The 13,598-nt window shown below is 39.4% G+C and carries 11 protein-coding genes; 6 read left to right on the top strand and 5 right to left on the bottom strand.

Annotated features, from left to right (window positions below; all coding sequences use genetic code 11):
* Positions 1 to 313: 313 nt before the first annotated feature.
* Positions 314 to 1,297 carry a LacI family DNA-binding transcriptional regulator gene (locus tag ACZZZC_RS06855; protein ID WP_463486829.1) on the top strand — a complete coding sequence of 328 codons (984 nt, stop codon included), beginning with the start codon at positions 314 to 316 and terminating at the stop codon, positions 1,295 to 1,297.
* A gap of 3 nt (positions 1,298 to 1,300) precedes the next feature.
* Here the strand turns inward: ACZZZC_RS06855 and ACZZZC_RS06850 are convergent, their stop codons facing one another.
* From ACZZZC_RS06850 to ACZZZC_RS06835, 4 genes are all read right to left on the bottom strand, one after another.
* Positions 1,301 to 2,419 carry an alginate lyase family protein gene (locus tag ACZZZC_RS06850; protein WP_463486828.1) on the bottom strand — a complete coding sequence of 373 codons (1,119 nt, stop codon included), beginning with the start codon at positions 2,417 to 2,419 and terminating at the stop codon, positions 1,301 to 1,303.
* Between the two features lie 88 nt (positions 2,420 to 2,507).
* On the bottom strand, positions 2,508 to 3,362 hold the full coding sequence (locus ACZZZC_RS06845; RefSeq protein WP_463486827.1) for a hypothetical protein: 855 nt from the start codon (positions 3,360 to 3,362) through the stop codon (positions 2,508 to 2,510).
* 14 nt (positions 3,363 to 3,376) lie between these two features.
* Positions 3,377 to 4,993 (bottom strand): RagB/SusD family nutrient uptake outer membrane protein, encoded by a 1,617-nt coding sequence (locus tag ACZZZC_RS06840; RefSeq protein WP_463486826.1) that lies wholly within the window; start codon positions 4,991 to 4,993, stop codon positions 3,377 to 3,379.
* 9 nt (positions 4,994 to 5,002) lie between these two features.
* Positions 5,003 to 8,194, bottom strand: a complete 3,192-nt coding sequence (locus ACZZZC_RS06835) for a SusC/RagA family TonB-linked outer membrane protein (protein WP_463486825.1) — start codon at positions 8,192 to 8,194, stop codon at positions 5,003 to 5,005.
* Positions 8,195 to 8,764: 570 nt separating this feature from the next.
* On the opposite strand from ACZZZC_RS06835, the gene ACZZZC_RS06830 reads away from it, so the two are divergent.
* The 4 genes from ACZZZC_RS06830 (at position 8,765) to ACZZZC_RS06815 (ending at position 12,855) form a co-directional block, all read left to right on the top strand.
* Positions 8,765 to 9,562 (top strand): alpha/beta fold hydrolase, encoded by a 798-nt coding sequence (locus ACZZZC_RS06830; protein ID WP_463486824.1) that lies wholly within the window; start codon positions 8,765 to 8,767, stop codon positions 9,560 to 9,562.
* Between the two features lies 1 nt (position 9,563).
* Positions 9,564 to 11,042: a sensor histidine kinase gene (locus ACZZZC_RS06825; protein ID WP_463486823.1), complete on the top strand. Its 1,479-nt coding sequence runs from the start codon at positions 9,564 to 9,566 to the stop codon at positions 11,040 to 11,042.
* A 578-nt stretch (positions 11,043 to 11,620) separates the two neighbouring features.
* Positions 11,621 to 11,947 (top strand): hypothetical protein, encoded by a 327-nt coding sequence (locus tag ACZZZC_RS06820; RefSeq protein WP_463486822.1) that lies wholly within the window; start codon positions 11,621 to 11,623, stop codon positions 11,945 to 11,947.
* 374 nt (positions 11,948 to 12,321) lie between these two features.
* Entirely contained in the window at positions 12,322 to 12,855 is a 534-nt protein-coding gene (locus ACZZZC_RS06815) for a YciE/YciF ferroxidase family protein (protein WP_463486821.1), read from the top strand.
* A 127-nt stretch (positions 12,856 to 12,982) separates the two neighbouring features.
* On the opposite strand, the gene ACZZZC_RS06810 is transcribed toward ACZZZC_RS06815, so the two are convergent.
* Entirely contained in the window at positions 12,983 to 13,204 is a 222-nt protein-coding gene (locus tag ACZZZC_RS06810) for a hypothetical protein (RefSeq protein WP_463486820.1), read from the bottom strand.
* 175 nt (positions 13,205 to 13,379) lie between these two features.
* Here ACZZZC_RS06810 and ACZZZC_RS06805 point away from each other — a divergent pair, with 175 nt between their 5' ends.
* Positions 13,380 to 13,598 carry a hypothetical protein gene (locus ACZZZC_RS06805; RefSeq protein ID WP_463486819.1) on the top strand — a complete coding sequence of 73 codons (219 nt, stop codon included), beginning with the start codon at positions 13,380 to 13,382 and terminating at the stop codon, positions 13,596 to 13,598.

Raw genomic sequence — 13,598 nt, 5'->3', positions numbered from 1 at the left:
ATATGACTAGAATGGCATATACCAGAGATTTTGATGCTCTTTTTTTTGTTGAAACTCTTGCATTTCAAAGAAAAGCAAGGCGACAGCTGATGCTGAGTAGAGTAATTTTTTTTCATGTTTATTTGGTTAGTTTTCTTTAATAAATCTAATTTATGGAAGCAAATAAGAAATTTTCAAGCCTGATTAACAATAAACGCTTAAAATGGGTTTAAACTATATTTCAAACGTTTGAAATAATAGCTGATTTTTGCTTAACTATGTAGTACCCTATTATTAAGTTATATGCAGAATACCCCCGGTAACCTTAAAATATTTGGCAGAAAAATTAAAGATGTCAATATCGACAGTGTCTAAGGCATTAAATAATTATCCTACTATAAACGAATTTACTAAAAAGCGTGTTCAGGATCTGGCTACTGAATTACACTTTACGCCAAATAAATCGGCCATTAACCTTAAACAGGGACGATCGAAAATTATTGGTATTATTTTACCAAATCTGCTTGACCACTTTTTTACCAGAAGTGTTTATGGCCTGGAACAATTTGCTTCAAAACATGGATATAACGTAATTATCAGCCAGTCGCACGATAGTTTAGAAAAAGAAATCCAATCTGCCAACATGTTGCTGCAAACCCGTGTGGATGGATTAATTGTAGCCATTTCCAAACACACTCAAGATTTCTCTCATTTTAACGAGTTTGAAAAAATGGGCACCCCTGTGGTTTACTACACCCGGAATCCTAGTTTTAACCTCAGTTGCCACAAGGTTTTGTGCAATACTTTTCAGGGTGCCTATCAAGCTACCAAATTTCTAATCGAGCGGGGGCATCAAAATATCGCCTATTTGGGTGGACCGAAAATGATCAGCTTTACCCATGATAGATTTAATGGTTACATTCATGCGCTTAAAGACCATGGCATTCCCTTTTCTGCAGAACTCGTGGCTTATACTGATTTTGATAAAGAAAGTACTATTACCGCAATCAAAAATTTGTTTTCATCTGAAGATAAAATACCCACTGCACTAGTGGCCTTTAAAGAGCCGATTTTGTTTGATGCGATGAAATATCTTCGTTCGGTTAACCATCCAAACTTTCAACAATTGGAATGCATCGGTTTTGGCAATACCTCATTTATCAGCTATTTTAATTCGCCTCCGGTTGCTTCTATTGAAGAAAATCCTGAATCTGTAGGCGAAAATGCAATGAAACTTCTTTTGCAGCTTTTAAACAGAAATATTGACACAAACGATTATCAGAAGATATTGGTCGATTGTAAGTTAGTTGTTCATTAGCAATTATTTTAGTGAAGGATACACTTTGGTTGCTCTTTGAACAATGGACAATGCCTGATCTTTGTTGAACTTATTCAACTGCTGATATGGCCATTTCTTCTTTTCTTCCAAATATGGGATGAGCCATTCTACAGCTTTCTGCAAACCAACATTATTCTTGTTTTTTGTATGGTACAGGTCTACGCCAACATGCTGAGCCAGCTTGGCTATCTTCATCCATGCATCAAGATTCATATTTACATAATCCCAGGAGTTAGTCCGGGCAGTTTCTAAAGGCTGGCGACCATCGGTATCAAATTGCACATCAAGTCTGGGAATGGTGATGGAGGTAAGCGTTCTTTTAGCCAATTCTTTGTTATCCAGAAACAAGGCAAAATCGATTACCTGCAAATCATAATTGGTACCATGATTATTTTTTTCCAACCTTTCGCTTTTGCCATTGGCACTATCGGTTAACCACTTTAAATAAGCACTGAACCAGTTCTTCACGCCGCTTACCGTCTCCGGATTTAAGGATTTACTCTTTTGCAACAGCGCAATGGCTTCTGGAATATCTATCAAGCCGCGGGTTTCGATAATGCCAATGCCACGGCCGTCATTTAATCCTGGAACATATTGTGCAAAGGTAAGGCTGGGATTCATCCGTGTTGCGGTATCAACAAAAAAAACGGCCAACAACTCATTGGCTCTTTTAGCATATTTCTCCTCACCAGAAAGATAATAACCCAGGGCCAGGTCGTTTAGTGTAGAAGTCAAATCTCCAATTTGTGCCCGATCATTGAGTTTATAAATCTCCGGGTTTCTACGTCCATCTTTTCTGATGTAAGGCTCTCCGTTAGCTTTTGTTGGATCGGGCCACCAATAAGGCGCCTGACTTAAATAATCGTGAATATCGCCAGAAGGCGCAATTTTAGTTTTTTTGAAGGTAACTGAATACGGCCCTTTTAGTAGGGCACGATCAGCCCGGCTAATTTGTTCATTGCTTAACTTTGAAATGAATTGTTCTTTCAAAACTTGCAAGGTTGATTCATCATTAATTAAGAGTTTAAATTTTTCTTGTCCCGTTGCTGTTGATGAAAACAAGAATACAGTTGCAAAGAGAAAAATAATCGATCTGATCATTAGCACTAAATGAATTTAAGAATTTTGTTAACTGATGATTTAGATTTGATGCCTGTCCGATTTAACAGGCATCAAATTTAAATTCATATTAATATCTCCACGGATAGATAAGCGCCCCGAATACATGGATTTGGCCATTGGTGGCGAGTAAACCGGCAGTGGCTGCATTTGTAGCATCGTTATATCTTAATGGAGAAAAATCGCTGCTTACGATTCTAAAATTCAGGCGGCTTTCCGGATCGAAACCATAAACCTGACCTGGTGTTAAGCTATTTACGCGGTTGAGTATCCGATCGCCGGAAACATTTAAATTTGGTGTAGTTCCGGCAAGGTACCATCCAAGCAGCGACTTATCTGTAGCACTAGCGCCAGAGGGCAAAAGTGTAGGCAATGAAGAGTTGGTGGTTGTACCGTTTTCAAACCCATAATTTTCGATTGCGATAAGTGATAAGAAAAAATTTCTCACATCTTCTTTAGGATAATCTGACCAGTTTTTAACCGGAACACCATCTACAGAACCATCGGTTTTTAATTTCAAAGTACCATCGGTGTTTTTACTAACTAAAGGAAACGAAAACCACATGCCGGCAGTTGGAACATTACTGGTAGTCACTACCACTCCGTTTGTGGTGCGTGTAGGCAACACTCGGATGGCTTCGTTCTTTAAGAAAACAAAGGTACGGCCGGGTTTTTCGTATTCGGCCAGATCAATACCTGCGTACTCCAAACCAAGTTGCATCCACTTAAAAATGGTATCGTTGGGTACAACCGGATTTTTACCCCGATCTAATAAATACTGTTTCGCCGATTTATTGATGTGCGCATCAAGTATATTTTTTTGAAACTCATAATCTACTTGTTTATCAAGGCCAAACATCGAACATCCTGAAATGATGGTGGCCACGGTTAAGAAACCGATTAATAATAAATTTATCTTTTTCATTTTCAATTCTCTAATTAATAAGGTTGGCTTTGAACCAGTAAACTATTTGAATACAGCACCCTTGTTGCCAATGGCCAGTAATATCTTCTTTTATCGCTACCCCAGCCTACTGCCGGATTGCCTCTTGAGCTTTGACGGGCAATTAAAATAGGATCCATTACTTCTTTAACGCGATCTGTTCTAACCAGATCAAACCAACGTACCCCTTCGCCAAAAAGTTCATACTGTCTTTCCTGCAAAATTTCCATCTCGAGCGTACTTTCCGTAAAAGAGGTAGCTACCACCTGCGGCACACCAGCTCTGGCTTTTATTAAATTCAAGTATTTCACTGCATTTGCTCTATCACCGATTTTATTAAGCGACTCAGCATAAAGAAGATACATTCCGCTCAAACGGTACATTGGTGCATAAACATTCGTTTCTCTGGTGCCAGGTAAACTGCTGTTATAAATTGTTGGTGTAAAATTGTATCCGGCTGTTGCTGTTGGGGCAACATAATTTCCGGCGTATAGCTTCCAAACGCTCCTATCCCTGATCGGCTGGTTTGTTGCTGAAGTAATATTATATGTTTGTTTTACCCGTAAATCTGTCGTGGCCGAAACTGTGCCATAGAGTTGAACTGACTTACGAGGCCAATCGGTCCACAAGGGGTCGGCCATTCTGATGAAAGGCTCATTATCGGTTCTTGATGTTCCGGCCATACAGGCGCATCCATTTGCAAGAAAATCCCAGTTGATATAAAAGATCGTTTCCACGCTGGTTGCAGGATTTACGAATTGTGTGTTCCATGTAGTTCCTGGCTGAAGATCTGTCAAGGCCCCACCAGAACCATCCGCTCCGGTACCCGATACATTATAAACTTTGCCCGTTGGCGCTTTAGCTGCGAACAAACGTTTAAACCAGATATTGGCATTGGCATAGTCTTTTCTCCACATGTATAAGTCGGCCATAATGGAACATATTGCACCTTCGCCCAAATACCAGGTAACCGGGGTTTGATTTTTAAGGGTAAGGTCGTATGCGGTTGTTAAATCTTTAATACATTGATCAAGTATTTTTGCCTGCGGATCTTTTGCTTGTTCGGCCTGGTCGCCCAGTTTTTCATAAGGCTCCAAACGTAATGGCGCATCGCCCCAAACCCGGGCAATCCAGAAATAACAAAGTGCCCTCATGGCATAAGATTGCGCCATATAACTGGCTTCTTTGGCCTGTGTTAAAGCGCCAATGGTACCAATGGGTGCATAATTTTTAACTTCTGGAATCTTTTTGATTAATAAATTGGCTCTGGAAATGGTACTGTATAAAAAAGTCCAGTCAGCCCAGGTATTCAATGCCGTGAGTCCGTTTAAATGAATTTCATCTGTGGAGTTTACGCTATAGGTATCACGCCTTTCCCAGTTATCCGATCTGGATTCTCCCCACCACATCTGGCGGTTTTGGTATTGGCCGTCGCCCATCATTGTTTGTTGAAACTCGCCGTACATACCCGCCAAAGCTGCATCTGCTTCGAGTGAACTTCTCAGGAACGTACTCAAAGTGCCCTCCGAAATTGGCTGCTCATCTATTGCTTTTTTACATCCTCCAAAAGCCAATAATAAGCTTAAGAATGTTATTGTAAATATCTTTTTCATTGTATAAAATTAAAATCCGATGTTAATACCAAAACCCAACTCTCTTCTCTTAGGATATTTGCCGGTGTCATCTCCGGGAGTTAAACCTGAGGATGCGGAAAATTCCGGATCATAACCCGTATAATTGGTGTAGGTAAGCAAATTAACACCGTAAACATAGGCCGAAAGGCTTCTTGTAAATAGTTTTTTAGCGATTTTTGAATCAAGCCTGTAGGTAAATCTGGCGTTAGACAACCTGATGAAACTGGCATCTTCTAAAAAGTAACTGTTTCCTCCAGATCGCTGGCTTCCCCTGATATTTTTATCTGGATAATAAGGATAAGTAGATTGATCTCCCTGTTTGGTCCAGGCACCATAAATCGCCTCTGGTAAGGATGGATTGCCATTATTTGCAAAATTGGTTAGATTTTGTTTAAACTGGTTATACACCTGGCCACCAATTGTAGCGTTGATGATGAAGGAAAGGGACAGGTTTTTGTAGGTAAAGTTATTTACAAAACCCAGGTAAAAATCTGGTTGCGCATTTCCAATCACATGCCGATCGCCCTCATTGATAAAGCCATCATTATTGGTATCTTCCCATTCGGTATCTCCTCCAAGCAGTACTGCTCCATCACTGTTTTTTTTCTGCACAATTGTACCTGCGTAACGCTGCCCGTCGAGTTCATAATAACTTGCGGTCGATGCTACAGGATCTGCAGCTGTACCGCGGACAGGGTATTTAACGGTTATACCAACGGGAGTTAATCTTCGTCCATCAGGTGTGTAGGCATTCGAGGCGTCATATTCATATACACCAAGATTTTTCCATCCATAAAAATCACCAATCTTACCACCTTCTCTCACCAGATAATTTGCGTTACCGCCACTTACTCCGCCCAAACCTACAGCTATAAATTGTTCGCCGTTGTAAAGTGATTTAATACGGCCACGTTCTATTGAAAGATTGGCGTTCACCGTCCAATTGAAGTTTTTCGAAGCTACGGGAGACCCAGAAACAGCAAACTCAAGGCCTTTATTCTGAATATTGCCCACGTTTACTTTGATGGTATTATAGCCAGTTTCTTTTGGCATTTGCCTGTCGTACAACAGGTCTTTTGTATCTCTGAGGTATGCATCAACAGTTAATGAAAGTCGGCCTTTCAAAAAACTTAAATCAAGACCCAGGTTTTTGGTAATTGTTGTTTCCCATTTTAGTGCTGTGTTACTAAAAGTAGGTGTTGTCGAAATTCCGCTCACTCCATTGTAACTGTTCCCTCCGATTTCTACTCTTGGAATGGATTCATAAGGACTAATTGCATCGTTACCCAAGCTGCCATAGCTGAATCTTAACTTACCGTCGTATAAAATCTTTTTGAGCGAAGAGAAGATTTTTTCATCACTAAAGCGCCATGCTGCCGAACCGGCAAGGAAATTCCCTGCCCTGTTGTCGACCCCAAATCTTGATGAAGCATCATTGCGATATACCCCCTGAAGAATGTACCGGCTTTTGTAGTTATAATTCGCTCTTGCAAAGTAAGAACCAGTGGAAACCGCTGATGCAGAAACCCGTTGAGCACTCAATACCGAGATATTTGAGCCAGTGATTGTGTTCACATTTTCCAGTACGAAATTGGTACCGCTTAAAGTGATATCATCAAACCGAACCCGGTCTCTTGATACGCCCAATGTTGCTGCGAAATTATGATCTTTGATACTTTTGTTATAGTTTAAATAAGCTTGTCCTTCGTAATAGAAGCGCTTACTTGTAGCATTGGTTGCGGCGTTATTATCGCCATTTTGATTGGTTACATACCGTGGCGAAAAGAATACGCGTTGCCCATTATCCAGCTGCGTATTTAAGGCGGCGGTAAACCTTAGGTTTTTAAGGATATCGTAGTTTAGCGTACTTACAAATTGAGCCTTGTAATCCTCCCGGGTATTCACTTCCAATAAGGCATTGGCAATAGGGTTTCTCTTGTTATTGATGAAACTGGTTAGCGTACCATTGGGATAATAAATCAGATAACTCGAGGGTCGGTCGAAAACGGGCCGGATAGAGTTTCCGATATTGGCATAATTTCCAGTCTGCCTGTAAAAAGAAATATTGGTCGAAATCTTAAGTTTTTTCGATGCCTGATATTCCACATTCGTTCTAGACTGTATTCTTTTGTTGTAGGTATTTAAAGCAATCCCTTGATCGTCGAGATAATTTAAGCTGGTAGAATAGGTAAGCCCTTTTGACCCGCCGCTTAATGACAGGCGGACATCGTGCTTTTTAGCCAGGTTACCGAGTAATAATTTCTGCAGATCATTTGCAGAATTTAAGCCTGGGTTTAATGAATCTGTTAAAACCGCTAACTGACCCTGCAATTGACGATAATACCGAATATCAGCAGAATTTGACTGCTGTATCTCATGAGCGATGCGGCCCATTGTAAATACATACTGCAGATCTATTCGTGGACTCCCTTCCAAGCCTCTTTTAGTTGTAATCAAAATTACTCCATTTGCTGCCCTCGAACCATAAATGGAAGCAGAAGCTGCATCCTTAAGTACTTCGATATTTTGGATATCATTAGGATTGATGGCTGCCGCATTGGGCGTAATTACACCATCTATTACATATAGAGGCGCTGTACCCTGGCCTTCAGAGGAAAAGGTAGAAGGACCACGAATGGTAATAGAGCCTTCAGCCCCTGGCTCTCCGTTATCATTAACTACCAGCACTCCGGCGGCCTGGCCTTGTAAAGCATCGAACAAATTTAGTGGCTGCCTTTCTTCAATCTCCTTAGCGGTAATGGTAGAAGTTGAAGAAGCCAGGTCTTTCTTTCTGGAAGTTCCGCCATAGCCAGTGACTACAACTTCATCAAGCTCACCCACATTTTCGACAAGCGTTACGTTAACAACGGTTCTATTGCCAACAGGAATTTCCTTTTGACCGTAGCCCACATAACTGAATACCAATATTGCCTGTGCATTGGGCACCGTTATGGTGTACTTGCCATTTGGATCTGTGCTGGCTGCAGTATTTGTATTTTTTACTTGAACGCTTACACCTGGTAATCCGGCAGTTTTATCAGATACTGTACCTGATATTTTAATCTGCGCATAGGCTGATTGTAAACCTGTAATGCAGATTCCTATCAATACAAGAATTAAAACTGTTAAAGTACGGCTGAGGTAGGTCCGATGATGGTGATGGGTAAAGGGTTTTCTCATAATTATCTATTTTGGTTAGTTATGCATTAAATGCTGCAGATTACGATGGGCATAGCAATTTCACACAGGCAAAATCGCTGTTATAGCATACCGCATTTTCTACAGTAAAAAATTAAAATTCCGGCTTAAAAATCTAGTTGTATTTTTTGTCGAAAGAAATGTTAATGAGTTTTGGTGTTTTTATGTATTTGGTTAGTTATGAATTAAAAGTACAATGAAAAAGAAAAAATTTATTTCAAGAAATCTAAAAACATCGCTTAAACTGCTCTGAAAACAATTTCAAACGATTGAATAATATTTCAACCGGTTAAAATCGAAGGTAAAAAACACTTGTGAAAATTCAACTGTAAAGGCAGTTAACTTGTAAATATTGAAAGCGTTCTGCATCAGCATGAGTTAATAGTTCTAGTCACTTCATGCCTATTATCTACGGCTAGACTTATAAATACAGTTACATTTTGAAATAATCGCAAGCATTTTATACTTACCTCGACACCCGTGTAAATACTTGTCCGTTTATTTGCAAATACTATATTTTCCATATCTTTATCGAATCAATTCCTATTTTACATGCAACAGTCAGTCTTAATCCGTAACAATGTAAATGTTATTGGAAAAGGAAATCAGGTTATGCTATTCGCACATGGTTTTGGTTGCGATCAAAATGCCTGGCAATTTATTATAGATGGCTTTACAGCAGATTATAAAGTTGTACTATTCGATTATACCGGTTCGGGTAAATCGGATATTGGACAGTACGACTCTTATAAATACAGCAAGCTAGATGGTTATGCACAAGATGTGCTTGAAATTTGCGAGGCCTTAGCATTAAAGGACGTTATTTTTGTAGGGCACTCTGTGAGCTGTATGATCGGACTTCTAGCCGCCAACCAAAAGCCTGAATACTTTTCGACGTTAGTTTTTGTGGGTCCCTCGGCCAGATACCTAAACGAAGGGGATTATTTCGGCGGCTTTGAAAAAGCTGACCTGGAAAATCTTTTTGATTTTATGGATAGCAATTACCTGGGTTGGTCAAGTAAAATGGCTCCAGCCATCATGGGCAATCCTGACCGACCTGCACTCGGAGGATTTTTAACCGAGAGTTTTTGTTCTACTGATCCAAAAGTGGCCAGAGACTTCGCCAGGGTTACTTTTTTCTCTGATAATCGGGCAGATCTGTCGAAATTAAAAATTAAAAGTTTGACGCTGCAATGTGCCGACGATATTATAGCGCCTAATAGTGCTGGCGAATTTGTTTATCAGCATGTCCCTGGAAACGAGATCGTTTTCTTAGAGGCGACTGGCCACTGCCCACATATTAGTGAACCCGAAGAAACAATTCGGGCTATTAAAACGTTCATTACCTAACATGAGCTATCCTGACGAATCAATGAGCGGCAAAAATCATTTACTAGAAACCCTTATTAATTCAGATGAGTTATATCATACAGCGCCATGTGGCTATTTTTCGCTCTCCACGAAGGGTGAAATTATCAAAATAAACCATACCCTACTTCATTGGTTGGGCTTTTCAGAACAGGAATTATTAGGAACAAAGTTCGCCGCTCTTTTACCAAAGGGTGGCCAAATGCATTTTGAAATGTTCTTTCTACCTATGGTAAAGATAGATGGTGGAGTAAAAGAACTTAGTTACGGACTGCTAAAAAAGGATGGCAACTCCTTATCAACATTACTAAACGCGAATACCATCCGTGATAAAAACGGCGACATTAAAGCGGTTAACGTAGTGGTGGTTGATGTAACAGAACGCAAAAATTACGAAAGAGAACTGCTTAATGCAAAGAGTTTAGCCGAAAATGAGCAGAAACGGCTTGAATTTATGGCAGATCTTGCTCCAGAAATGATCTGGACGGCATCTTCTACTGGCCGGATAAGTTATGTTAATGCCCGGTTCTGCAAATATTTCAATTGTACAAAAAATGAGACCCGATCTTCGTTCGTCCTCTCAAAAATTCATCAACTAGATTTAAGAAAATTACTCACGAGTTGGTATGCCTGCCAAACAGGCGGTTCAGATTTAAATGAAACGATTAGGTTAGTTAATCAGGAAGGCAATTATGAATGGCATCAAATCAAAGCTTCACTATTTGTAGATAATCACGGCGAACAAATCAATTGGTTCGGCTCTTGTACCAATGTAGAAGAACATATTAGTCAGTTAAAAAAGAAAGACGAGTTCATCAATATCGCCAGTCACGAATTAAAAACACCACTTACCAGTTTAAAGGCCATCCTTCAACTGATGCAACGGATGAAGGGGGAAACGAGCGAACGTATGTTGAGCCTTATTGAAAAAGCCAATCACAATATTTCTAGAGTTACTGAAATGGTGGAGGATTTATTAAATACCAGCCAGATGAATGATGGCCAATTGCGATTAAGCAAGAGCAATTTCAATGTGGTTGAAATGATTGGCAGCTGTGTACATCACATTCGGGTTGAAGACCATTACAAAATCATCACCGAAGGCGATAAAACTATATCAGTGTATGCAGATGAAAGCCGGATAGAGCAAGTGGTAACAAACTTTATTACTAATGCGATGAAATATGCTCCAGAAAGTTATCTCATCAAAATCAATATTGAAAATATTGAAGGCTTTGTGCGCATCACGGTAAGTGATGAAGGACCAGGAATACCTGCAGAGAAAACACCACACCTTTTCGACCGCTACTACCAGATTAATACCACTGGCGGGAAATATTCGGGCCTTGGTTTAGGACTGTTTATATGCGCCGAAATTGTAAAGCAACATGGAGGAGAGATAGGCGTAGAAAGCACCGTTGGTAGCGGCAGTTCTTTTTGGTTTACCTTACCTCTTTCATAAAAAACATCAAATCAAACCGCAGTAGCCTGCTCCATTGACCTTTTTTAACGGATTTTTTGAGTAACTGATTTAATCTTTCTTACCACTGTAATCTTTGGATGCTCAGCTCATCAGCAATGCATCCTTACCTACTTCAACAGGATATCACCAGCCTTATCTCCTGAGGCATATACTGCCAACAGGTTACCCCGAGTTTTTATAAACGCTTGGGGCCAATAGAATGCCTTCACATTTTTGATACCCGAGTAGTGAAATTACGACCAACCAGAATTTCCCGGGAACGGCATTGATTTACGAGCCTGTTTGGTGGGATAAGTAGTGGAAAACTTGAGTCAGTTGTTTATTACCTTCAAACTAGCGGATACTACCGAAATATATCTGATTAATACCTGAATGAAGAATCTGGCACTTTATTTTGCTATCAATTGGCTAGTTTGCTTAAAATTATTGTCCGGATGGATAAGGTTTACAGTTAATGTGGGCAGGATGCCAAAAGGTATCCTTGCCTCTTTTTCCAATGTATATAGGACTATCTCTTAAAAACAAAAAGATTTTAAAACGATAAATTGATACCAAACATGAAAATTTCACCAGATATGGTAATTGAAGTTCCATTAAAAGGAATCGCAAAAAAACTTTCACCAGCAATATTTAAATATGAAAATAACTTTTGCGTGCTCTACGGCGAAGATGCTCAAACAGGCATATATGGTTGCGGTATTTCCGTTGAAGATGCCTTGATCGATTGGGAGCATCAGCTTAACAAAGCATTGAGTAACGACGTAGACGTTAAGCGTTTAATTGCAAATGTTAATCCACCTGAAAACGTACAACATTTCTTAGAAACTTATAGAAGTAACGCCAAAAAGGATAATTCAGCTTATAATCCTAAGCGCAATTTTTAGCATCAATCCTGGCTAACGCTGGGGCTCACCTTTCAATTCAGGCGATCAATACATCATCATCTTTTTCAGGTGATGCCTGCCAAGATCGCAAACCTGACACTTGCTAATTCTTGATCCATATAGCCTATTTATCATAATTTATTAACCAAGAAGATAAATCAACCGACAAAAAATACCGTAGTAAATTACGTACTATTTCTATACAAAGCGGGTAGTTTTCGCCAAACTTCAATTATTTTTTATTGTTTTTTATATGGAGCCCAGGGCTAGTAAAATAGCTGATGTAACTGAAAAATGTAACGGAACGGGCAAGCCAGCAATAAAATTTAAATAGTTAAAAACTAATAAATAATAATAACAATAAAATCGATACTATGGCAAAACAAAGCAACAGTGCAACGATGCCGAACGGGCATTTGCACGAATTATTTGTAGATGAATTAAGAGATATTTTAGGCGCAGAAAAACAACTGTTAAAAGGACTGAAAAAACTATCGGATGCCGCTGGAAGTGAAAAACTGAAACAAGCGTTTGATACACATTACGAACAAACTGAAGGGCAAATTGAACGACTTAAAAACGTTTTCAGTTCAATAGATTTAACCGCCAGAGCAAAAAAATGTAAAGCAATGGCTGGCCTTTTGGAAGAAGCTGAAGAGATTATCGAAAGTTTCTCTGATCAGCCAGAAGTTTTGGATGCAGCCTTGATTTCTGCAGCTCAGAAAGTAGAGCATTATGAGATCGCAAGTTATGGTTGTCTGGTTACTTATGCCAATTTAATGCAGCATACAGAAGCCGAAGAGCTTTTAAGGCAAACGCTTGAAGAAGAAAAGGAAACAGATGTTTTACTTACCGAAATTGCCATTAGTGAGGCAAATGCCGGGGCGGAACAAAATCAAGAAAAATAAATAATATTATCCAGGAGACAGCGATGAGATTCATCGCTGTTTTTTTGTTAATCGAATACTGGAATTAAATGCAACTCATGCCCTATTAACTAGAGGCGAAGATTAGTGGTTTAAATTTCAAATCAAGCTATGGCCAGGAAACTGACCAGTCATCTGGAGCATCTGGCTTGTCGCCAGTTGTATTTTCTGATGACTCTTTAAAATTTCTTTTGGTAAGATCTCGGCTGGCGACTGTACCCAAAACATCATAAATTTCTTTTTCTCCATTATCAGTCGAGAGTTCGGATTCAGGATGATTTTTAAGTTTTTGATGCAGTTTTTTACCGGGTTTTTGCTTTTTATTTTTCATGGTAAATTTTAATGTTTAATAAAAGGTTAGCGAAAAGAGTGAATTCACAAAAAGCGACCTCATTAACTATGAACTGTACAGAAGTTATCGCAACAAACAGCTTAATTTTCGATTTATCACAGCGAATTGAAACGCTTTCAACTAATCAATGATGAACTATTAATAAAATAAGGTTATGAAACACACTCAGAATGATAAAATAAATGAAGGGGGATTTGATGCTCCCAAAACACCTGTTAGAGATGCTGCTGAGAATATTATCGAAGGCGCCAACCAAGAAGATCAATTGGAACAGATGAAAAAGCAAGCTGAAAAAGATTCAGCAGATTCAACGAAGTCACATGAAATTGGTACACCTCCAAACAAGGGCAGGGAGCCAAAATCAGGAGAATAA

Source organism: Pedobacter sp. AC212 (assembly GCF_979258625.1).
This window is presented reverse-complemented; position numbering and strand designations above follow the sequence as displayed.